Below are 21,567 nucleotides of genomic sequence, written 5' to 3'. Positions count from 1 at the left end.
AAATCTACCATCGAACCGGGGCGCCGATCATCGCTTTCTGCGGCATCGTGCACCCAATGGCGTTCAGCTGCCTGTGCGAGAATGCATGTCTGCCACCGGCGAACGCGCCGGCCACGGATCGAACGAGGTTGGTGATGTTGAAGAAACTGTTGCTGGCGCTGTGCATCGGCGGACTTTCCCTGGCTGCCTGTGCTGCCGAAAACGATGTGGCGCCGGCCGCCAGCCCGGCGGTGACGCCGGCGGCGCAGCAGATGGTGCGACAGGCGATCAAGAGCCTGGCGGCGAACGTGCAGGTCGATTCGATCGAGCCGGCGCCGATGCCGGGCTTCTACCAGGTGATCGCCGCCGGCCAGTTGCTCTACGTCAGCACCGACGGCAAGTACGCGATGCATGGTGACGTGATCGACCTGAGCCGCAAGCAGAACATCAGCGACGCCGCCTGGGCGCGCTTCCGCAAGGCCGAGCTGGCCAAGGTGCCGGCGTCCGATCGCATCGTGTTCGCGCCGGCGAACCCGAAGTACACGGTGACCGTGTTCACCGACGTGAACTGCGGCTTCTGCCGCGCACTGCACGAGCACGTGGCCGCGTTCAACAAGGAAGGCATCGCGGTGGAGTACCTGGCGTGGCCGCGCGAAGGCCTGGTGACCACCGCCGGCCGGCCCACGCCGACCTACACCGAGATGGCCTCGGTGTGGTGTGCCAAGGACCGCAAGGCCGCGTTCACCGCCGCGAAGGAAGGCCATGCACCGGCGCCGGCGACCTGCGCCAACCCGGTCAAGGACCAGTTCAACCTGGGCGTGAAGCTGGGCGTCAGCGGCACCCCGACGATCTACGGGCCGGATGGGCGCGTGCTGGGTGGTTATGTGACCCCCGAGCAGCTGCTGCAGGCGCTGCAGCAGGGCGGCTGAGCTTCGCCTCCCGCTCCTGCGACCGAAGAAGGCCCCTTGAGGGGCAAGGCTGGGAACGGAACGTAAGGGCGGGGCTCCGGCCTTGGCTTATGCCGTATTGCAGCATGGGTTAGAATAGGCGTTTTCCTCGCATAGCGCCGTTCCCCGCATGATCGCACTCGACGGGCAGAACGCCCTCTCGCCGTTCCGTCTCGAACGCCTCAATGCCCGCCTGGATGCCCTGCATCGCGGCGTACGCGTGCAGGCGTCGTGGTTCGTCTATTTCGTCGACGCCGGCACGGTGCCGGAGGGCGAGCTGCGCGAGCGCCTGCTGGCCGTGCTGGAAGCGAAGGATGCGCTGCCCGAGCCGGCCACGCTGTGGGTGGTGCCGCGGCTGGGCACGATCTCGCCGTGGTCGAGCAAGGCCACCGACATCCTGCATGGCGCCGGTTTCGACGTGCGCAGGGTGGAACGCGGCCTGGCCTGGCAGGTCGCCGGCCTGCCGCCGGCCGAGGCACCGGACCACGCCGCGATCATGGCGGTGCTGCACGACGCGATGACGCAGTCGGTGCTGACCCGCATCGAAGACGCGCAAGGCCTGTTCCTGGCCGGCTCGCCTGGCGACCTGGTGCACGTGGCGCTGGGCGCCGAGCCGCAGGCCGCATTGGCCGCGGCGAACCTGCGGCTGGGCCTGGCGCTGGCCGACGACGAGATCGACTACCTGGTCGACCGCTACGCCGAACTCGGCCGCGATCCCACCGACGCCGAGCTGTTCATGTTCGCCCAGGCGAATTCCGAGCACTGCCGGCACAAGGTGTTCAACGCCAGCTGGACGGTCGACGGCGCGGAACAGGACAAGACCCTGTTCGGCATGATCAAGCACACCCACCAGCGCTCGCCCGCGCATACGCTGTCCGCCTATTCGGACAACGCGGCGGTGATCGAGGGCAACACCGGCCGGCGCTTCTTCGCCGATCCAGCCGATGGCGTGTGGCGCGCTCACGAGGAACGCATCGACTACGCGATCAAGGTGGAAACGCACAACCACCCCACCGCGATCGCGCCCTGGCCCGGCGCGGCCACCGGCGCCGGCGGCGAGATCCGCGACGAGGGCGCCACCGGCCGCGGCGGCAAGCCAAAGGCCGGGCTCACCGGTTTCTCGGTGTCCGACCTGCGCATTCCCGGCCTGCCGCGGCCGTGGGAAGTGGAGCGCCCGCTGCCTCCGCGCATGGCCAGCGCGTTCGAGATCATGCGCGACGGCCCGCTCGGCGCCGCCGCGTTCAACAACGAATTCGGCCGCGCCTGTCTGGGCGGCTATTTCCGCAGCTACGAGCACGAGAGCGCCGAACCCGGCCTGCGCCGCGGCTACGACAAGCCGATCATGCTGGCCGGCGGGCTGGCCAATCTGCGCCCCGGCCACGTGCTGAAACGCGCGGTGCAGCCGGGCAACAAGGTGATCGTGCTGGGCGGCCCGGCCATGCTGATCGGCCTGGGCGGCGGTGCGGCCTCGTCGGTCGCCGGCGGCGCGTCAAGCGCGGAGCTGGACTTCGCCTCGGTGCAGCGCGACAACGCCGAGATGGAGCGGCGCTGCCAGGAAGTGATCGACGCCTGCTGGGCGCGCGGTGAAAACAACCCGATCGTCAGCGTGCACGACGTCGGCGCCGGCGGCCTGTCCAACGCGATTCCCGAGCTGCTCAACGACGCCGGCGTCGGCGGCGTGATCGACCTGTCGAAGATTCCCTGCGACGACCCCTCGCTGTCGCCGATGCAGGTGTGGAGCAACGAATCGCAGGAACGCTACGTGCTGGCGATCGGTCCGGAGAATCTGGCCGAGTTCGAGGCGATGTGCATGCGCGAGCGCTGCCCGTATGCCGTCGTCGGCGACGCCACGGTCGAGCGCCAGCTGGTGCTGACCGACCCGCGCCGCGGGCTGACCGTGATCGACCTGCCGATGGACGTGCTGTTCGGCAAGCCGCCGCGGATGCATCGCGACGCCACGCGGCACAAGGCGCGCGTCGACCTGGTGCCGGACCTCACCGGCATCGGCATGGACGAGGCGCTGCTGCGCGTGCTGCGCCTGCCCGGCGTGGGCAGCAAGAGCTTCCTGATCACCATCGGCGACCGCACCGTCGGCGGCCTGAATGCGCGCGACCCGATGGTCGGCCCGTGGCAGGTGCCGGTGGCCGACTGCGCGGTGACCATCGCCGACTTCGACGGCTATGCCGGCGAGGCGATGGCGATGGCCGAGCGCGCGCCGGTGGCGCTGCTCTCCAGCGCCGACGCGGCGCGGCTGACGGTCGGCGAGGCGATCACCAACCTGGCCGCGGCGTCGATCGCCAGCCTCGGCGAAGTGCGCCTGTCGGCGAACTGGATGGCTGCGGTCAACCATCCGGGCGAGGACGCCGCGCTGTTCGATGCGGTCAAGGCGATCGGCATGGAATTGTGCCCCGAGCTGGAGATCTCCATCCCGGTCGGCAAGGACTCGCTGTCGATGCAGACCGTGTGGCAGGACGGTGCCACCGCGCAGCGCACGGTGTCGCCGGTGTCGCTGGTGATCACCGGTTTTGCCCGCGTCGGCGACGTGCGCCGCACGCTCACCCCGCAGTTGCGGCTGGATCGCGGCGCCACCGAGCTGTGGCTACTCGACCTGGGCGCGGGGCGCGACCGCCTCGGCGGCTCGGCGCTGACCCAGGTGTTCAACCGCGGCGGCGGCGTGCCGCCGAACCTGGACGACGCGAAGCGATTGCGTGCGCTGTTCGAGCTGATCCAGGAAGCGAACGCGAGCGGCCTGCTGCTGGCCTACCACGACCGCTCCGACGGCGGCGTCATCACCACCTTGCTGGAGATGGCGTTTGCCGGCCACTGCGGCCTGGAAATCCATCTGGACGGCTGGGCCGAGGCGACCCTGCGTGCGCTGTTCAACGAGGAACTCGGCGCGGTGGTGCAGGTGGCCGAGGCGAACCGCGAGGCGTTCGAAGCGCTGTTGATCAAGCACGGGCTGGCCGGCATCAGCCATCGCATCGGCCGGCCAAAGGAGAAGCTGGGGATCAAGCTGTTCCTCGGCGGCGAGACCTTGTTCAAGTGGCACTGGAGCACGCTGTTCAAGGCGTGGAACGAGACCAGCCACGCGATGCAGCGCCTGCGCGACAACCCGCTCAGCGCGGATGCGGAATCGGAGTGGCGACTCGACGATGCCGACCCGGGCATCACCCCGAAGCTCACCTTCGATCCGGCACAGGATGTCGCCGCGCCGTTCATCGGCAAGGGCGAACGCCCGCGCATCGCGGTCCTGCGCGAGCAGGGCGTCAACGGCCAGGTCGAGATGTCGGCCGCGTTCACCCGCGCCGGCTTCGACGCGGTGGACGTGCACATGTCCGATCTCGCCAGCGGGCGGATCAAGCTGGCGGACTTCCGCGGCTTCGCCGCCTGCGGCGGTTTTTCCTACGGCGACGTGCTCGGCGCCGGCCGCGGATGGGCCACCTCGATCCTGTACAACGACAGGCTGCGCGCCGAGTTCACCGCGTTCTTCGCCGACCCGACGAAGTTCGCACTCGGCGTATGCAACGGTTGCCAGATGCTGTCGCAGCTGAAGGAGATCATTCCCGGCGCGCAGCACTGGCCGAAGTTCCTGCGCAACGCGTCCGAACAGTACGAGGCGCGCCTGGCCACGCTGGAGATCCTCGACACGCCAAGCCTCTTCTTCAAGGGCATGGCCGGTTCGCGGATTCCGGTGGCGGTGGCGCACGGCGAGGGCCGGGTCAGTTTCCCGCACGCCTGCAGCCCGTCGAAGTCGAACGGCGCGGTGCGCTTCGTCGACAACCGCGGCAAGCCGACCGAGAATTTCCCGCTCAACACCAACGGCTCGCCGGGCGGCCTGGCCGGCTTCACCGCCGCCGATGGCCGCGTGACGATCATGATGCCGCACCCCGAGCGCGTGTTCCGCAGCGTGCAGCTGAGCTGGCATCCGGAGCAGTGGGGCGAGGATTCACCGTGGATGCGCATGTTCCGCAACGCCCGCGTGTGGTGCGGCTAACCACTCGCCCGGCAACGAGGCGCTGAGCGATGGACCGGCGCCGCTGGCCGGCGTGGCGTGGCGTGCTGGCGCGCGTGGCCTGGCTGGTCCTGCTGGCCTTGCTGCCGTGGTGGCTGGGTCTGCCGCTGCTGCTGGCGCTGGCGGCGGTGGTGACCTTGCTGCAGCACCGGCTGGCCGTCGAACATGCCGCGTTGATCCGGCGCGCCTTGCGCTGGGGTCTGCCGGGCGTGCTGTTCGCGCTGCAGCGGGCACTGGGTGGCGACGCGTTTGCCTGGGGCGCGGCCTTGCTGGGCGCGCTGGCCGGCTACACGCTGCTGGCTGGCCTGGAGGCCTGGCTCGATCGCGCGCTGCGCCGCGCACCGGCGGCGGCGCCATTCGCCGAGTGGCCGGAACTGGCGATGGCGCCGATCGGTCCGCCTGCGGAGATCATCGAGCTGCAGCCGCCGACATGGCAGGTTGCTGCGGACGGTCTGGTCGATCCACTGGGCGGTCGCGTGGCCTACCGTGATGGCGCGTACCTTTTTGAAATCGGCGAACGCATCGACGGCGTCGGCACACAGGCCGCCTTCAGTCCGGGTGGGCGCTGGTTCGCCGCGCGCATGCACAACGACCGCGGCGTGCTGCTGTGGGATCGCCAGCGCGAGCGGCAGCATCGCCTGCGCGGCTGGCAGCTGGGTGGCTGGTATTGCGAGCAGCCGTGGCTGCTTCGCCGCGACGACGACATGCCGCTGGCGTTGTCGGCCGTGCTTGGCGAAGACGATGTGGAAGAAACGTGAAGTCGCGGACGGTTCTCCCTGCGCGCGTCTCCGCGCATACTTGCCCCGTGACTATCCCCGCTTCCCATCGCTCGCCGTTCGCGCTGGCGCTCAGCGTGATCGTGGTGTCCGCCGACAGCGGCCCGACGTTGCGTGAATGCGTGCGCAGCGTGCTGGCCAGCACGCTGCCGCTGGAGTTGATCCTGGTCGACAACGATTCGCACGACGGCGTGCCCGAGGCGATCGAGCGCGCGCATGTGCACGACACGCGGCTGCAGGTGATCTACAACCACCGCAACCTCGGCTTCGGCCCGGCGGCGAACCTCGCCGCGAAGCAGGCGCATGGCCAGGCGCTGCTGATCCTCAACCCCGATTGCCTGTTGCTGCAGGACGACCTGCAGCGCTTGCTGGACCTGCTGTCCGGCCGGCCCCGGGCCGGCCTGATCGGTGCGGTGGTGTGCGATGCCGACGGTCGCCCCGATCCGGCCTCGTGGCGGCGCGATCCACTGCTGCAGCGTGCGCTCAACAGCCTGTTCGGCCGCGCCGGCGAGAAGGTCAACATCGAGCGGGAGATTCCGGCCGAGACGATCGAGGCCGAGGCCGTCTCGGGTGCGTTGATGCTGATGCCGCGCGCGATGTTCCAGCGTCTGGGCGGTTTCGACGAGGACTACTTCCTGCATTGCGAGGACCTGGACCTGTGCCGCCGCGTGCGCGACCTCGGCTATCAGGTGCTGCTGGCCGGCGACGTGCGCGTGCTGCACGGCAAAGGCAGCTCCAGCCGGCATCGCCCGGTGTTCGTCAGCCGGCACAAGCACCGCGGCATGTGGCGCTGGTTCCGCAAGCACGACCCGGCCGCGCGCAACCCGCTAATCGTCGGCGTGGTATGGCTGGGCATCTGGGGGCATTTCCTGCTGCAGATCCCGCGGCAGTTGCTGCGGCGGAAGGCGAGGAGCGAGTGAGGAGAAGTGGGAAAATAGCGAAGGAAAAACCGCTACGTGGCGCCGCTGCCTTTCTCTCGCTCCTCACTCCTCTCCATTCACTTCCCACCCCATGAACGCACGCACCACCTCCCTCCTCGCTACCCTCGGCCTGCTGGCGATGACCGCCGTGTGGGGCTCCACCTTCGTGCTGATCAAGGACGTGATCGGGCGCATGCCGGTGGCGGATTTTCTGGCCGTGCGCTTCGTGATCGCCGCGATGGCCATGCTGGTGCTGTTCGCCCGGCCGGTATGGCGGCTCGGCCGCGGACAGGTTGCGCGCGGCCTGCTGCTGGGCACGATCTACGGCATCGGCCAGTTGCTGCAGACCTGGGGGCTGTCGCTGATCGCGCCCAGCGTCAGCGGTTTCGCCACCGGCATGTACGTGGTGTTCACGCCGATCCTGGCGTTGCTGCTGCTCGGCCAGCGCATGGCTGGCGTGGTGTGGCTGGCGGTGGCGCTATCCACCGCGGGGCTGGCGCTGTTGTCGCTCAACGGCGTCTCGGTGGATCTCGGCGTGTGGCTGACACTGGCCTCGGCGGCGCTGTACGCGCTGCACATCGTGCTGCTCGGCCAGTGGTCGCGGCAGGGCGAGGCGTTCGGCCTGTCGGCGGTGCAGATGGTGGCGATCGCCGCGGTCTGCCTGCTCGCCACCGCACCGCACGGGCCGGTGCTGCCGCCCGATCGCGGCGCCTGGTTCGCCGTGCTGTACATGGCGCTGGTCGCCGGCGCCGGCGCGATGCTGATGCAGACCTGGGCGCAATCGCACCTGCCCGCTGCGCGTGCGGCCATCGTGATGACTACCGAACCGGTATTCGCCGCCGCGTTCGCGGTGCTGCTGGGCAGCGACGTGATCAGCTGGCGCATGCTCGCCGGCGGCGGGCTGATCCTGGCGGCGATGTACCTGGTCGAGCTGATGCCGCGACGTGCGGCGCTATCCGCCGAGGCGGCGCATCACGAGGTGTGAGGCTTCGATGCATGTCGTGCCGCTCGCGTCTGCAGCGCCACGCGCACCAGGTACACCACGATTGCCACATTGCCGACCAGGGTGGCCAGCTTGAGCCAGCCGAAGCGGTGCAGGGTCTCGTACAGTTCCAGCGGGATCAGCGAGCCGGTGGCGATCACGGTGAACCACTCGGCCCAGTACTTGCCCCGCCACAGACCGATGCCTTCGATGCCGAACAGCACGGCGTAGCCCAGTGCGACCACACCGACCGCCACGAACCGGCTGGGCCCGAAATCCTGCAGCAGGCCGACCAGCTTCCAGCGCAGGCTGTTGCTGTCGGCCAGCGAGAGATGTTCCAGCCAGTGCACCAGTTGTTCGAAGTTCTGCTGGCGGTCGAGGTGAAAGGCCGCCATCGCCACCAGGACCAGGCAGACGGTCTTGACGATTTCGTAGATGGCGATGATCCGCAGGCCAGCATGGTGCTGGCCGGACGCGACCGCCGCGGGGGCGCCGGTGGATTCGGGAATGGACATCGGGTGGTGACTGGGTGAGCAGTCCGTATTGTCGCCGATCCGGGGCGGACCGGCCTGTGGGAGATGTCATGGCCGTGCGGGACAGCGGACGCCTGGCCCGCACTCGATGCGTTGCCGCTGTACGGTAGTGAAAACGGGAAGCCAGGGGCAGCTGGCGTGAATTCACTATCCTCCATGCCGCTATCTCGCATCAGGCTGCCAGACTACGTGCATCGGGTGGGCGAGCCGGAGTCGCTCATGGGAGACCAGGAAGCGAGCCTGCGCCCGATGTGACCGTTTTCCCGTTCCGGAGGCCAGCCATGTCGCATCCCGTCGAGCATTCCCCTGCCGTCGCCACGGACGCGGGCGAACCCATGCCGCGCGGCCCGTCGGCCGTCGGCCTGCGCGACGCGAAACTCGGCGGCTGGTATCGCGAGGACAGCGGCGAGTTGTTCCGCGGCATGCCGATCGGCGCCGGTGACGTGGTGGTGGACGTCGGCTGCGGCGCCGGCGTCAACAGCGTGTTCTGCGCGCGTCACGGAGCGCTTGTCTACGCCATTGACCGGGAGCCGCAGGTGATCCGCGAGGTGCGTGCCCGGTTGAGCGTCGAAGGCCGCGGCACGCATGCCGCGCTGGTCAGCGACGCGAACCCGCTGCCGCTGGACGATGGCTTGGCCACGCGGGTGATCTGCACCGAGGTGTTGCAGCACGTCGATGATCCGCGCCAAGTGCTGGCCGAGCTGGTGCGGATCGGTGCTTCCGGCGCCATCTACCTGCTCAGCGTACCCGGCGCGCTGCAGGAGGGGTTGCAGGAAAAGGTGTTGCCGCCGGAATACCGTGGGCAACCCGGTGGCGCGCTGCGGGTGATCGATCGCGATGAGCTGGCCCGGTGGGTCAGCGACGCCGGCCTGGTGGTGATGGAGCACACCCAGCACGGCTTCTTCTGGTCGATCTGGTGGGCGCTGTTCTGGGGTTGCCGGGTGGAGCTGTATGACCCCGCCCATCCGGTGCTCGATCACTGGACCGCCGCCTGGCAGGCACTGCTGGACATGCCGCAGGGACAGCAGCTCAAGCAGCAGCTGGACGAGTTCATGCCGATCAGCCAGATCGTCGTGGCGCGCAAACCCTGAGCGCGGCGCGGCGGCGAACCGTGGCCGCACTGGCAGATATTCCGGTGCGCTCACCCCTCCCGTGACAGCAGAGGGGCTTGCGAATGCTCAGCAGCAGCGTCCGCCGCCGCCCTTGTAACGCGCTTCCTGCCGCTCGCGGAAGAACTCCTTGTAGCTGGGCACCTCGCGTTCGGGGTGATGCTCGCGCAGGTGCTTCACGTAGACGTCGTAGTCGGGCACGCCGCAGCACAGGCGGGCGGTTTGCACCGCCCACTTGCGCACGGACTGGAAGTTCGCGTTCATCGCGTCGTCCTCAGCCAGCCACGCTGCCCAGCGCCACGTACGGTTCCTCGTGCGCGGTCGGGTGGTTGGTCTGCCAGCCCCTGATTGCGGCGCGCAGGCAGAAGATCACCATCGCCACGACCAGCACCATGAACAGGCCTGTCATCACCATATCCACGTAGTTGTTGGTGACGATCTGCTGCATCGCGGCCTGGGTCTTGGCCGGGGCCAGCAGCTTGCCCTGCTGCATCGCGGCCGCGTACTTGTTGGCGGCGGCGGTGAAGCTGATCGGGCCGACCAGCTTTTCGTAGCCGGCGGTGAGCGTGCAGATGATCAGCCACAGCGCTGGGATGCCCGGCACCCACACGTAGCGCTCGCGCTTGAGTTTCACCACCACCACGGTGGCCAGCATCAGCGCGATCGCGGCCAGCATCTGGTTGGCGATACCGAACAGCGGCCACAGCGTGTTGATGCCGCCGAGCGGATCGACCGCGCCCTGGTACAGGAAGTAGCCCCACAGCGCCACGCAGATCGCGGTGGCCAGCAGGTTGCCGGTCCACGATTCGGTTTCCTGCAGCGGCTTGTGGATCAGGCCGGCGATCTCCTGGATCATGAAGCGGCCCACGCGGGTGCCGGCATCGACCGTGGTCAGGATGAACAGCGCTTCGAACAGGATCGCGTAGTGGTACCAGAACGCCATCATGCCGCCGCCGGGCAGGATGTTGTGCAGCAGCTGGGCCATGCCCACGGCCAGCGTCGGCGCACCGCCGGCGCGGCTGAGGATGCTGCCCTCACCGATGTTTTTGGCGGTCTGGATCAATTCGTCCGGGGTTACCACGAAGCCCCACTGGCTGATCGTGGTGGCCGCGTCCTGCACGGTGGTACCGATGATCGCGCTCGGCGCATTCATCGCGAAGTACACGCCCGGGTGCAGCGAGGCGGCGGCGACCAGCGCCATGATCGCCACGAACGCCTCCATCAGCATGCCGCCGTAGCCGACCAGACGGGCCTGGCCTTCGTTGGCCAGCAGCTTCGGCGTGGTGCCCGAGGCGATGATCGAGTGCCAGCCGGAGACCGCGCCGCAGGCGATGGTGATGAACAGGAACGGGAACAGGTTGCCGGCGAACACCGGGCCGGTGCCGTCGATGAATTTCGTCACCGCCGGCATCTGCAGCATCGGCGCGGACAGGAAGATCGCCAGCGCCAGCAGCGCGATGGTGCCGATCTTGAGGAAGGTGGACAGATAATCGCGCGGCGCCAGCAGCAGCCACACCGGCAGCACCGAGGCGCAGAAGCCGTAGCCGATCAGCCACCAGGCCAGCGCCTTGGCGTCGAAGTCGAACAGCGGCGCCAGCGTGGCCGATTCGGCCACGTAACGGCCGACCCAGATCGAGGCCAGCAGCAGCACCAGGCCGATGATCGACACTTCCAGGATCCGGCCCGGGCGGAACCAGCGCATGTAACCGCCCATCAGGAACGCAATCGGGATCGTGGCAGCGACCGTGAACGTGCCCCACGGGCTGTGCGTGAGCGCCTTGACCACCACCAGTGCCAGCACCGCCAGCACGATCATCATCAGTACCAGCACGCCGATCATCGCCACGATGCCGGGCATCGGGCCCAGCTCCTCGCGCAGCATGTGGCCGAGCGAGCGCGCGTCGCGGCGCAATGACAGACCCAGGATCATGAAATCCTGCACCGCGCCGGCGAACACCACGCCGAACAGGATCCAGATCGTGCCGGGCAGGTAGCCCATCTGCGCGGCCAGCACCGGGCCGACCAGCGGGCCGGCACCGGCGATCGCGGCGAAGTGGTGGCCGAACACCACCCACTTGTCGGTGGGCACGTAGTCCAGGCCATCATTGCGCAGCACCGAGGGCGGCGCGCGGGTGGGATCGAGCCGCAGCACCGAGTGCTCGATGAACTTGCCGTAGAAGCGGTAGCCGATCACGAAGATGGCGATCGACGCGGCGACCAGCCAGATCGCGTTGATCGGCTCGCCCCGGCGCAGCGCCACCACGCCCAGGCAGAACGCGCCGACGATGGCGATGGCGACCCACAATATCTTGCTGGCCGGGCTGGGTTTGGGCATGACGGCGGCTTGCATGGGCGGGTTCTCCTGGACAGTGCTGCAAGATTCATCCCGCCGGCCGCGATGGTCAATCCCGAAACCGGCCAATCGGCATTAGCCTTTGGTCGAATAGCGAGGTCCGCGTCGTCACGCCGTGACGAGGCGGCGGCGCTACACTGGCCGCCCCGCCGGCCACAAGGAATTCGTCATGCGCATTGCGGTTCGCTACGGTTTGCTGAGCCTCGCCCTCACGGTCGCCGCGCTGCCGCTGACGGCCACCGGTTCCGGTCAGTTCAAGGACCTGCTGAACAAGGTCAGGCAGTCGACGCATGCGTCCAGTTCATCACAGCTCGGCAGCAACCTGCCGACCAGTGACATCGCCGCCGGCCTCAAGGAGGCACTGGCCAAGGGCACCACCAACGCGATCAACAGCCTCGGTCGCGACGGCGGCTTCTGGAACAACAGCAAGGTACGCATCCCGCTGCCGGGCAAGCTCGAACAGGCCGGCAAGCTGGCGCGCGAGCTGGGCCAGGGCGCCAAGGTCGATGCGTTCGAGCTGAGCATGAACCGCGCGGCCGAGAAGGCGGTGCCGCAGGTGGCCGAGATCTTCGGCGACGCGATCCGCAAGATGACCCTGGATGACGCGCGCGGCATCCTCACCGGCGGCGACCACGCGGCCACCGACTTCTTCCGCCGCGTCGCCGGCGATGCGCTGACCGCGCGCATCCATCCGATCGTGGCCAAGGCCACCGACAGCGTCGGCGTCACCCAGAAGTACAAGGCGTTCACCTCCGGCAGCGGCGGTGGTGCGCTGGGCGGTGCCTTGGGCTCGCTGAGTGCGCTGGGTGGAAAATCCGCCAGCAAGACGGCGGGCAACCCGTTGAACCTGGACGACTACGTGACGGCGAAGACCCTGGACGGCCTGTTCACCACCATCGGCGAGCAGGAACAGTCGATCCGCCACAACCCGGGCGCGCGCACCACCGACCTGCTGAAGAAGGTGTTCGGCAGCCGCTGAGCGGGCGGCCGGCGTTCACGCAGGAGCGGGCACCATCGCAGGCCGTGACCTTCCCGACGACGAGGCAGCGCATGATCCGTGAAATCCTCAAGATGGGCGATCCGCGCCTGCTGCGCATCGCGCCGCTGGTGCCCAACGCGATGCTGGGCAGCGCCGAACTCGACGCGCTGATCGCCGACATGTTCGAGACCATGCAGGCCGCCGGCGGCGTCGGCCTGGCCGCGCCGCAGATCGGCGTCGACCTGCAGCTGGTGATCTTCGGCTTCGAGCATTCCGAACGCTACCCCGACGCCCCCGAAGTGCCGCGCACGATCCTGCTCAACCCGGTGATTACGCCGCTGTCGCAGGACATGGAGGAGGGCTGGGAAGGCTGCCTGTCCGTGCCCGGCCTGCGCGGCGCGGTGAACCGCTACACGCTGATCCGCTACGAAGGCGTTGACCCGAAGGGAGCGCGCATCGAACGCACCGCCGAAGGCTTCCACGCCCGCGTGGTGCAGCACGAATGCGACCACCTGATCGGCCGGCTGTACCCGTCGCGCATCACCGACTTCAGCAAGTTCGGCTATACCGAGGTGCTGTTTCCGGGCCAGAACATGGAGACGGCTGATGCGCGCAACGTGGAATGACACCGTGCTCGCAGAGAGCAACGATACGGTGGTGGTCGAGGGCAATCACTATTTTCCCGCCGACTCGCTCCGACGCGAGTATTTCCGCGACAGCGATCATCACAGTGTCTGTCCATGGAAGGGCACGGCGAGTTACTACGACCTGGTTGTCGGTGATGCGGTCAATCCGCAAGCGGCCTGGTACTACCCGCAACCGAAGGATGCCGCCGCGCAGATCAAGGGTCGCGTGGCCTTCTGGCATGGTGTTGAGGTGGTGGGCTGACCGCCCCGGTTGCCGCGGACGCAGCGCTCGCCGATGATGCGGCACGCCCGAGAGAACATCCCCCGACATGCCGCCAGCGGAATCGACCCGGACCGTGATTCATCCCGATGCCAGCGCCCGCAACCCCGGCATCGACCTGTTGCGCGGGCTGGCGATCGTGCTGGTGGTGTTCAATCACCTCGGTTTGCGAATACCGTTGAAAACCACCGCGCTGGCCGATGTGCTGCCAGCCTGGTTGCTGAGCCGGCTGAACTACAACGGTTACGAGGCAGTCTTCGTATTCTTCGTGATCTCGGGATTCCTGATCGCGGGCAATGCGCTGCGCCGCTGGGGCAGTCTCGACCGCATCGACGTGCGCGCGTTCTATGCGCGGCGCTTCGCCCGCATCGTGCCGTGCCTGCTGGTGCTGGTGGCCGTGCTGAGCGTGCTACACATGGCGGGCGTGCACGATTACACGATCATCCACGCGAACCAGTCGCTGCCGCGAGCGATCTTCGCCGCGCTCGGCCTGCACCTGAACTGGTACGAGGGGCAGACCGGCTACCTGCCGGGCAACTGGGACGTGCTGTGGTCGCTGTCGATCGAGGAGGTGTTCTATCTCGGCTTTCCGCTGGTGTGCCTGCTCACGCAGCGACGCTGGGTCCTGCTGCCGCTGCTGATGATTCTCGCGTTGTCGATGCCATGGACGCACGCCGCCTTGCGCGGCAACGAGATCTGGCAGGAGAAGGCGTACCTGCCCGGCATGTCGGCGATCGCCATCGGTGTGCTCGGTGCGGTGCTGGCATCGCACTGGCCGGCACCGCCACGGCGCACCGGCATCCTGCTGGGATGGCTCGGTGCGATCGGGCTCGCAGCGGTCATGCTGGACGGTTCGGCGTTGTGGCACCTGCTGCATGACGGTTATCTGCTGGTACTGGCGCTGTCGACGCTGTGCCTGCTGCTGGCCAGCCAGCAACGGCAGTTGCGGGGCAACTGGCGGCCGGTGCGCGGGTGGGGCTGGCTGCGCTCGTGGGGGCGCCTGAGCTACGAGATCTACCTCAGCCACATGTTCGTGGTGTTCGCGGTGGTGCGCTTGTACCGGTGGACCGGGAGCGAGCCGCGCTGGGGTTTCCTGTGGTACCTGATGGCGCTGCCGCTGTGCTGGCTGCTTGGCATGGCAGTGGAGCGCTGGCTGTCGCTGCCGTGCGAGCGTTGGTTGCGCGCCAGGCTGTTGCGTGCACCGGCTGTCGTCGGGCCACGCTTGCCGGTGCGCATCGCGGCCGACTGATGCCCTTGTGCAGCCGCTGGCTGTGCAAGGGCATTGTTGCCGTCAGTGCTTTTGATCCTGCGCGGCCTTGGCTGCCGATTCCGCGTCGTCGAACCGCCACGCCGGCTTGTTCGTCCCGTCGAGGTCCAGCTGCGCGCGCGGGAGGCCGTCCTTGCCGTTGAGCTTGATGTGGGCGCTGTTGGTATCGGTGCCCAATTCGATGCCGGTGTCCTTCGCCTTGGGATCGCCGTAGTTGATGATCATCCCGGCAAAGCCTTCCTTGTCGTCGACCATCATGCCGATCGCATCGTAGGGTGGAGTGGCCCGGTCCAGTCCGAACACGGCACGGCCCATGCCCATGTAGCCCATGCCGCCGCGCTCATTGCCCTTCGTGTCGTACAGCGTCAAGCCGTAGTTGTCGCCATCACCGATGCGCTTGTAGCTCTTGCCACCAATGAAGGGTGCGGGCATTTGCCCGAGGGCGAAGCGGTCCGCACCGGTCGCGCCGAGGAAGATGATGCCGTCGGAGGCATCGTCCTTGCGCAGGCGATCCTTGCTGGCCGGTACCGGTGCGCCGATCAGGATGCGGTCGTGCCCCTGCGCATCGGTGATCACCAGGCCCTGTGCCCGGAGAATCGGGTCCGGTCTGGTCGGTGTGTCTGGTTTGCGCAGCCATGACACGGCAGCCAGTGCGATCACCGCCAGCAGGGCGATGATCACCAGGATGCGCAAACGCGCTACTTCCCGTTGCAAGCGGTTCCAGTCTTCCACGCGGACGTCGGTCTGTTCGGACATGCGTTGTCTTCCTTTTCCGGGTTGGGGAGGCTGCGCCGGGCAGTCGCGACGCGACCTGCCGTGGATACGCGCAGCTCGCACAGCTTACCGCGGCTGTGCGGGCTGCTGATGCACGCGGAAACACCGCCTGAACTTGCGGTGGCGTAAGCTGCTTGAGGGCGGATGTCTGCCCGGGAGAAATTCGGTGAAGAAAGAAGATGAAACGCACATGCAGATCGTCTCGGCGGACATCAGCTCGGAAGCGCTGACCGGCATGGTGATCTTCCGGCCGCATTGCGTGTCCCGTGCGGGGCGCAAACTGGACGAGGCCGGCAAGAGCGGCAATTGGTATGCCTTGCGTCCCGCCGAGGTGCGCAGCTTCGCGCGGGCGCTGCTGGATGCGGCCGACACGCTGGATCTGAAAACGAAGACGCTGCAGGCGGCGAAGACGGCGGCGGGCTGACCGCGGTGCCGGTGCGCGACTCGAAGGGAGCGCGCATCGAACGCACCGCCGAAGGCTTCCACGCCAGCGTGGTGCAGCACGAGTGTGACCACCTGATCGGTTGGCTGTACCCCTCTCGCATCACCGACTTCGGCAAGTTCGGCTATACCGAGGTGCCGTTTCCGGGCCAGAACATGGGAGACGGCTGATGCGCGCAACGTGGAATGGCACTGTACTCGCAGAAAGTAACGATACGGTGGGGGTCGAAGGCAATCACTATTTCCCTGCCAACTCGCTCCGACGCGAGTATTTCCGCGACAGCGATCATCACAGTGTCTATCCATGGAAGGGCACGGCGAGTTACTACGACCTTGTTGTCGGCGATGCGGTCAATCCGCAAGCGGCCTGGTACTGCCCGCAACCGAAGGATGCTGCCGTGCAGATCAAGGATCGTGTGGCGTTCTGGCGTGGTGTTGAGGTGGCGGGCTGACCACCCCGGTTGCCGCGGGCGCAGTGCTCGCAGATGATGCGGCACGCCCGAGAGAACACCCCCGACATGCCGCCAGCGGAATCGACCCGAACCACGATCGCGCACCTGCACCCTGCCGGGATGACTCAGTGTGACCGGGCTGGTGGCGGCCCTGCTGGACAGCGTGTTGCTATGGCACCTGCTGCATGACGGTTATGTGCTGGCGCTGCCCTTGTGCTGGCTGTGCGGTCGGCTGTTGCCTGGCGCGCTGGCGGCTGAATACCCATCAGTCGCTTGTGCAGCAGGAAGGAATCAGCGAAGCCAGTTGAGTGTCTCGGACAACGTGGCATCGGCGGTATGCGCCGCAGCCGCAAAATCATCTTTGTTGCCGGCTTGGCTAGCACGGTACTCATCCACTACGAAGCGAAGTAGTGCAGGACTCCGGGGTGTTGAGTGCGGCCGTCGTGGAGTGAAAAGTTGACAACCGCAAAACCATTTTATAAATTGGTTTTGCGGCGTTATGCCGTACACCGGAGAAAGTCATGCCAACCATCACACTCTCAAAGGCCCTTCACGAGGAGCTGCAGGCACTCGCGGGTGGAGCATTCGTAACAACAGTGCCCGAGGTAATTGAGCAGCTTTTGGAAGCATGGAAGAAAAAGGACGATCACAGCGCCGCAGAAAAGGGCAGAGGGGGCGAAGACCCATCGGAGTCTCACAGGCTCAGGAGCCCTCGTGAACGCGGCATCGAAGTCGTGTTTGACGGCAACAGAATTTCTGCTGTTTCGGTACCCGATTTGTACAGACAAGTCGGCAATGCCTTGCTTGCCGGTGGGTACGCGAAAAAAATGAATGAGCTTGATCCGTTCAGTACGAGCAGTAGACGATACTTGTACTCGTCGAAGGGTTTGCATCCGACTGGGGCACACTTCGTTCAACCTGTGAAGGTCGGCCCGTTTGTGATGGAAGCGCATAAAGATTACAAGAATGCGCTGGCCCATCTTGCCAAGCTATGCGGAAAACTTGGCGGCAGTCTCGACTACTGACGTTTGACTCAAGATTAACGATGGGCGTTGATCTGAGCGCGCAGCTTCAGCGTGGCGGTGCGCGCAGTTTCGGCGAAATCCTCGTCGTGGCCGGCGTAGAGGATCGCGCGCGAAGAGCTGATCATCAGGCCGGTACCGTCTGCGTTGGCGCCGTGTTCCAGCACGGCCGCCACGTCGCCACCTTGGGCGCCGATGCCGGGTACCAACAGCGGCATGTCGCCGACCAGCGCGCGCACCTTGCCCAGTTCCTCCGGCCAGGTGGCGCCGGTGACCAGCGCGCAGTTGCCATGGCCGTTCCACTCGCGTGCAACCGTCTCGGCCACACGCAGATAGAGCGGCATGCCACCGCAATCCAGCGCCTGGAAATCCGCGCCGCCAGGGTTGGAGGTACGGCAGAGCAGGATCACGCCCTTGTCGGCGCGGTCGAGAAAGGGCTGGATCGAGTCGCGGCCGAGGTAGGGGTTCAGCGTCACCGCATCGGCGCGGTAGCGCTCGAATGCCTCGCTGGCGTAGTGCTGCGCGGTGGAGCCGATGTCGCCGCGCTTGGCGTCGAGGATCACCGGCACGCCGGGATGCTTCGCGTGGATGTGCGCGATCAGCCGCTCCAGCGCGTTCTCGGCACGCAGCGCGGCAAAGTGCGCGATCTGCGGCTTGAACGCGCAGACCAGATCGGCGGTGGCGTCGACAATGGCAGCGCAGAACGCGAACACCGCGTCGGGTGTGTCGCGCAGGTGCGCGGGGAATTTCGCCGGTTCCGGATCGAGGCCGACGCAGACCAGTGAGTCGTTGCGGGCCCAGGCCTGCTGGAGTGATTGCATGAAGTGCATCGCGAGGTCTCCGTGATCTTCTCCTCCCCCTGCATCGCAGGGGGATGTCGGGAGGGGGTGAGGCTCTTGATCTTGCGTGACGGAGAGCGACCCCACCCTCCACAAGGGATTCCCTTCGGTCACAACCCTCCCCTGCGAGCAGGGGAGGGAGCAGGGGCGTCAGGCCAGCTTCTTGTACTTCACGCGGTGCGGCCGCGCACCTTCATCGCCCAGACGTCGCTTCTTGTCGGCCTCGTATTCGTTGTAGTTGCCGGGGAAGAACTCCACGTGCGAGTCGCCTTCGAAGGCGATGATGTGGGTGGCGATGCGGTCGAGGAACCAGCGGTCATGCGAGATCACGATCGCCGCGCCGGGGAATTCCAGCAGCGCGTCTTCCAGTGCACGCAGGGTTTCCACGTCGAGGTCGTTGGACGGTTCGTCGAGCAGCAGCACGTTGCCGCCCTGCAGCAGGGTCTTGGCCATGTGCAGGCGGCCGCGCTCGCCGCCGGACAGGCTGCCGACGATCTTCTGCTGGTCGGTGCCCTTGAAGTTGAAGCGGCCGATGTAGGCGCGCGACTGGATCTCGAAGTTGCCGATGGTGAGGATGTCCGAACCGCCGGACACTTCCTGCCACACGTTGTTCTTCGGGTCGAGCGCATCGCGCGACTGGTCGACGTAGGCCAACTTGGTGGTGTGGCCCAGCTTCACCTCGCCCGAGTCCGGCGTTTCCTTGCCCATGATCATCTTCATCAGGGTGGATTTGCCGGCGCCGTTCGGGCCGATCACGCCGATGATGGCGCCCGGCGGCACCTTGAACGACAGATCTTCGATCAGCACGCGGTCGCCGAACGACTTGGTCACGTTCTTGAATTCGATCACCTCCTGGCCCAGGCGCTCGCCCGGCGGGATGAAGATTTCATTCGTCTCGTTGCGGCGCTGGTAGTCGACCGAGTTCAGTTCCTCGAAGCGGGCCAGGCGGGCCTTGCCCTTGGACTGGCGGCCCTTGGCGGCCGAGCGCACCCACTCCAGCTCCTTCGCGATCGCCTTCTGGCGCGACTTTTCCTGATTCGCTTCCTGCTTCAGGCGGGCATCCTTCTGCTCCAGCCATTCGGTGTAGTTGCCCTTCCACGGAATGCCGCGGCCGCGGTCGAGTTCGAGGATCCACTCGGCGGCGTTGTCGAGGAAGTAGCGGTCATGGGTAACTGCCACCACGGTGCCGGGGTAGTCGTGCAGGAACTGCTCCAGCCAGTCCACCGACTCGGCGTCCAGATGGTTGGTCGGTTCGTCCAGCAGCAGCATGTCCGGCTTGGACAGCAGCAGGCGGCACAGCGCCACGCGGCGCTTCTCGCCGCCGGACAGCGGGCCGATGACCGCGTCCCACGCCGGCAGGCGCAGCGCGTCGGCGGCCACTTCCAACTGGCGCTCCAGCGCGTGCGCGTCGTTCGCAGCCAGCAGGTTTTCCAGCTGTTCCTGTTCCTTGGCCAGCTTGTCGAAATCCGCGCCGTCCTCGGCGTAGGCGGCGTAGACCTCTTCCAGCCGCTTCTGCGCGTCGAGGATTTCGGAGACGCCTTCCTCGACCACTTCGCGCACGGTCTTCGCCGGGTTCAGGTCCGGCTCCTGTGCCAGGTAGCCGATCTTGGTACCCGGCTGCGCGCGTGCCTCGCCCTGGAAATCCGTATCCACGCCGGCCATGATCTTCAGCACGGTGGACTTGCCCGCGCCGTTGACGCCGAGCAGGCCGATCTTCGCGCCGGGGAAGAAGCTGAGCGAGATGTCCTTGATGATCTGCCGCTTCGGCGGGACGATCTTGCTGACCCCGTTCATGGTGTAGATGTACTGCGAGCTCATGCAACCTCCGAAGGCGTGCGCCGCACCGCCTGCTTGGGTCGGCACGGAAAGGGAATTCGTCAAACCGCACATTATAGCGGCTTGCGGCCCTGCGCCGATGCCGCCGCCCGGGTCCGCCCGGCGGTGGCCGCAAACGCCCGGCAGCGCTACACTTTCCGGCTAATCCCCCACCACCTGCCGAGGCCAGAATGTTCCCCAAGGACTGCACGATTGCCGGTTACGACGACGAACTGGCCCAGGCCATCGCCGACGAGGGCCAGCGCCAGGAAGATCACGTCGAGCTGATCGCCTCGGAGAACTACGCCAGCCCGCGGGTGATGGAAGCACAGGGCTCCAAGCTCACCAACAAGTACGCCGAGGGTTACCCGGGCAAGCGCTACTACGGCGGCTGCGAGTATGTGGACGTCGCCGAGAAGCTGGCGATCGAGCGGCTGAAGCAGCTGTTCGACTGCGACTACGCCAACGTGCAGCCGCACTCCGGCTCGCAGGCGAACCAGGCGGTGTACTTCGCGCTGCTGCAGCCGGGCGACAAGATCCTCGGCATGAGCCTGGCCCACGGCGGCCATCTCACTCACGGCGCCAAGGTGAACCTCTCTGGCAAGATCCTCGACGCGGTGCAGTACGGCGTCGACGAGAACGGCCTGGTCGACTACGACGAGGTCGAGCGCCTCGCCGTGGAGCACCAGCCGAAGATGATCGTGGCCGGGTTCTCCGCCTATTCGCAGGTGATGGACTGGGCGCGTTTCCGCGCCATCGCCGACAAGGTCGGCGCGTATCTGTTCGTGGACATGGCGCACGTCGCCGGCCTGGTCGCCGCGGGTGTTTACCCCAGCCCGCTGCCGCATGCGCACGTGGTCACCTCGACCACCCACAAGACCCTGCGCGGCCCGCGCGGCGGCATCATCGTGGCCAAGGGTGCCGGCGAGGAGATCGAGAAGAAGCTGCAGTCGATCGTGTTCCCCGGCATCCAGGGCGGCCCGCTGATGCACGTGATCGCGGCCAAGGCGGTGGCGTTCAAGGAGGCGCTGGAGCCTGCGTTCAAGACCTATCAGGCCCAGGTGGTGAAGAACGCCAAGGTGATGGCGAAGACCTTCATCGCACGCGGCTACAAGATCGTCTCCGGCGGCACCGAGAACCACCTGATGCTGGTCGACCTGATCGGTCGCGAGGTCACCGGCAAGGCCGCTGAGGAAGCGCTGGGCAAGGCGCACATCACGGTCAACAAGAATGCGGTGCCGAACGACCCGCGCAAGCCCTTCGTCACTTCCGGCCTGCGCGTCGGCACCCCGGCCGTCACCACCCGCGGCTACATGGAAGCGGACGTGACCGAACTGGCGAACTGGATCTGCGATGTGCTGGACGCGCCGAACGACGAGGCGGTGATCGCCCGCGTGCGCGAGGCGGTGACGGCGCAGTGCCGGAAGTTTCCGGTGTATGGCTGAGGTGCAGGGATTGGGG

At 67.0% G+C, this 21,567-nt stretch carries 20 protein-coding genes and 1 pseudogene; 15 read left to right on the top strand and 6 right to left on the bottom strand.

Translation table 11 applies throughout. From position 1 onward, the window contains the following. Window positions 1-137: 137 nt before the first annotated feature. The 5 genes from IMW82_RS11475 (at window position 138) to IMW82_RS11455 (ending at window position 7,619) form a co-directional block, all read left to right on the top strand. On the top strand, window positions 138-908 hold the full coding sequence (locus tag IMW82_RS11475) for a DsbC family protein (protein WP_211004755.1): 771 nt from the start codon (window positions 138-140) through the stop codon (window positions 906-908). Window positions 909-1,056: 148 nt separating this feature from the next. Further along, complete coding sequence (purL, locus tag IMW82_RS11470) at window positions 1,057-4,920, top strand: phosphoribosylformylglycinamidine synthase (RefSeq protein ID WP_211004533.1); 3,864 nt, start codon at window positions 1,057-1,059, stop codon at window positions 4,918-4,920. 29 nt (window positions 4,921-4,949) lie between these two features. Next, window positions 4,950-5,696, top strand: coding sequence for a hypothetical protein (locus IMW82_RS11465; protein WP_211004532.1), 747 nt, complete (start codon window positions 4,950-4,952; stop codon window positions 5,694-5,696). A gap of 53 nt (window positions 5,697-5,749) precedes the next feature. Continuing rightward, entirely contained in the window at window positions 5,750-6,634 is an 885-nt protein-coding gene (locus tag IMW82_RS11460; protein ID WP_211004754.1) for a glycosyltransferase family 2 protein, read from the top strand. Between the two features lie 91 nt (window positions 6,635-6,725). Beyond that, window positions 6,726-7,619 carry a DMT family transporter gene (locus tag IMW82_RS11455; RefSeq protein ID WP_211004531.1) on the top strand — a complete coding sequence of 298 codons (894 nt, stop codon included), beginning with the start codon at window positions 6,726-6,728 and terminating at the stop codon, window positions 7,617-7,619. Here IMW82_RS11455 and IMW82_RS11450 read toward each other — a convergent pair. Further along, window positions 7,607-8,131, bottom strand: a complete 525-nt coding sequence (locus IMW82_RS11450) for a DUF2127 domain-containing protein (RefSeq protein ID WP_211004530.1) — start codon at window positions 8,129-8,131, stop codon at window positions 7,607-7,609. The genes IMW82_RS11455 and IMW82_RS11450 overlap by 13 nt on opposite strands. A gap of 299 nt (window positions 8,132-8,430) precedes the next feature. Here IMW82_RS11450 and IMW82_RS11445 point away from each other — a divergent pair, with 299 nt between their 5' ends. Then, a complete protein-coding gene (locus IMW82_RS11445; protein WP_211004529.1) occupies window positions 8,431-9,240 on the top strand; it encodes a class I SAM-dependent methyltransferase in 810 nt (269 codons plus the stop codon). A gap of 87 nt (window positions 9,241-9,327) precedes the next feature. Here the strand turns inward: IMW82_RS11445 and IMW82_RS11440 are convergent, their stop codons facing one another. Next, window positions 9,328-9,522, bottom strand: a complete 195-nt coding sequence (locus tag IMW82_RS11440; protein ID WP_108472687.1) for a YbdD/YjiX family protein — start codon at window positions 9,520-9,522, stop codon at window positions 9,328-9,330. A 10-nt stretch (window positions 9,523-9,532) separates the two neighbouring features. Then, on the bottom strand, window positions 9,533-11,608 hold the full coding sequence (locus tag IMW82_RS11435; RefSeq protein WP_211004528.1) for a carbon starvation CstA family protein: 2,076 nt from the start codon (window positions 11,606-11,608) through the stop codon (window positions 9,533-9,535). 172 nt (window positions 11,609-11,780) lie between these two features. Between IMW82_RS11435 and IMW82_RS11430 the strand changes: the two genes are divergently transcribed. The 4 genes from IMW82_RS11430 (at window position 11,781) to IMW82_RS11415 (ending at window position 14,745) form a co-directional block, all read left to right on the top strand. Next, window positions 11,781-12,590: a DUF4197 domain-containing protein gene (locus IMW82_RS11430; protein WP_211004527.1), complete on the top strand. Its 810-nt coding sequence runs from the start codon at window positions 11,781-11,783 to the stop codon at window positions 12,588-12,590. 71 nt (window positions 12,591-12,661) lie between these two features. Continuing rightward, window positions 12,662-13,216 carry a peptide deformylase gene (gene def / locus IMW82_RS11425; protein WP_211004526.1) on the top strand — a complete coding sequence of 185 codons (555 nt, stop codon included), beginning with the start codon at window positions 12,662-12,664 and terminating at the stop codon, window positions 13,214-13,216. Next, entirely contained in the window at window positions 13,197-13,478 is a 282-nt protein-coding gene (locus IMW82_RS11420) for a DUF427 domain-containing protein (RefSeq protein ID WP_211004525.1), read from the top strand. The genes def and IMW82_RS11420 overlap by 20 nt, the downstream gene beginning before the upstream one ends. A 94-nt stretch (window positions 13,479-13,572) precedes the next feature. Next, entirely contained in the window at window positions 13,573-14,745 is a 1,173-nt protein-coding gene (locus IMW82_RS11415; RefSeq protein ID WP_345777130.1) for an acyltransferase, read from the top strand. A gap of 42 nt (window positions 14,746-14,787) precedes the next feature. On the opposite strand, the gene IMW82_RS11410 is transcribed toward IMW82_RS11415, so the two are convergent. Continuing rightward, a complete protein-coding gene (locus IMW82_RS11410) occupies window positions 14,788-15,519 on the bottom strand; it encodes a hypothetical protein (RefSeq protein ID WP_211004523.1) in 732 nt (243 codons plus the stop codon). Between the two features lie 208 nt (window positions 15,520-15,727). Here IMW82_RS11410 and IMW82_RS11405 point away from each other — a divergent pair, with 208 nt between their 5' ends. From IMW82_RS11405 to IMW82_RS11390, 4 genes and pseudogenes are all read left to right on the top strand, one after another. Next, window positions 15,728-15,961 (top strand): hypothetical protein, encoded by a 234-nt coding sequence (locus tag IMW82_RS11405; protein WP_108472693.1) that lies wholly within the window; start codon window positions 15,728-15,730, stop codon window positions 15,959-15,961. Between the two features lie 17 nt (window positions 15,962-15,978). After that, window positions 15,979-16,149 (top strand): annotated as a pseudogene (locus IMW82_RS11400) (peptide deformylase); the annotation flags it as partial. Beyond that, window positions 16,149-16,430, top strand: a complete 282-nt coding sequence (locus IMW82_RS11395; RefSeq protein WP_211004522.1) for a DUF427 domain-containing protein — start codon at window positions 16,149-16,151, stop codon at window positions 16,428-16,430. The pseudogene IMW82_RS11400 and the gene IMW82_RS11395, both read left to right, overlap by 1 nt. 521 nt (window positions 16,431-16,951) lie before the next feature. Next, window positions 16,952-17,455 carry a hypothetical protein gene (locus tag IMW82_RS11390; RefSeq protein ID WP_211004521.1) on the top strand — a complete coding sequence of 168 codons (504 nt, stop codon included), beginning with the start codon at window positions 16,952-16,954 and terminating at the stop codon, window positions 17,453-17,455. A 14-nt stretch (window positions 17,456-17,469) separates the two neighbouring features. Here the strand turns inward: IMW82_RS11390 and pyrF are convergent, their stop codons facing one another. Beyond that, on the bottom strand, window positions 17,470-18,282 hold the full coding sequence (gene pyrF, locus IMW82_RS11385) for an orotidine-5'-phosphate decarboxylase (protein WP_211004520.1): 813 nt from the start codon (window positions 18,280-18,282) through the stop codon (window positions 17,470-17,472). 159 nt (window positions 18,283-18,441) lie between these two features. Further along, window positions 18,442-20,109, bottom strand: a complete 1,668-nt coding sequence (gene ettA, locus IMW82_RS11380) for an energy-dependent translational throttle protein EttA (RefSeq protein WP_211004519.1) — start codon at window positions 20,107-20,109, stop codon at window positions 18,442-18,444. 188 nt (window positions 20,110-20,297) lie between these two features. On the opposite strand from ettA, the gene glyA reads away from it, so the two are divergent. Beyond that, window positions 20,298-21,551: a serine hydroxymethyltransferase gene (gene glyA / locus IMW82_RS11375; protein ID WP_211004518.1), complete on the top strand. Its 1,254-nt coding sequence runs from the start codon at window positions 20,298-20,300 to the stop codon at window positions 21,549-21,551. Window positions 21,552-21,567: the final 16 nt, after the last annotated feature.

It is taken from the genome of Rhodanobacter sp. B2A1Ga4 (assembly GCF_018101315.1).
Lineage (GTDB): Bacteria > Pseudomonadota > Gammaproteobacteria > Xanthomonadales > Rhodanobacteraceae > Rhodanobacter > Rhodanobacter thiooxydans_A.
The sequence above is the reverse complement of the archived record's forward strand: the minus strand, read 5'-3'. Positions and strand labels throughout refer to the sequence as shown.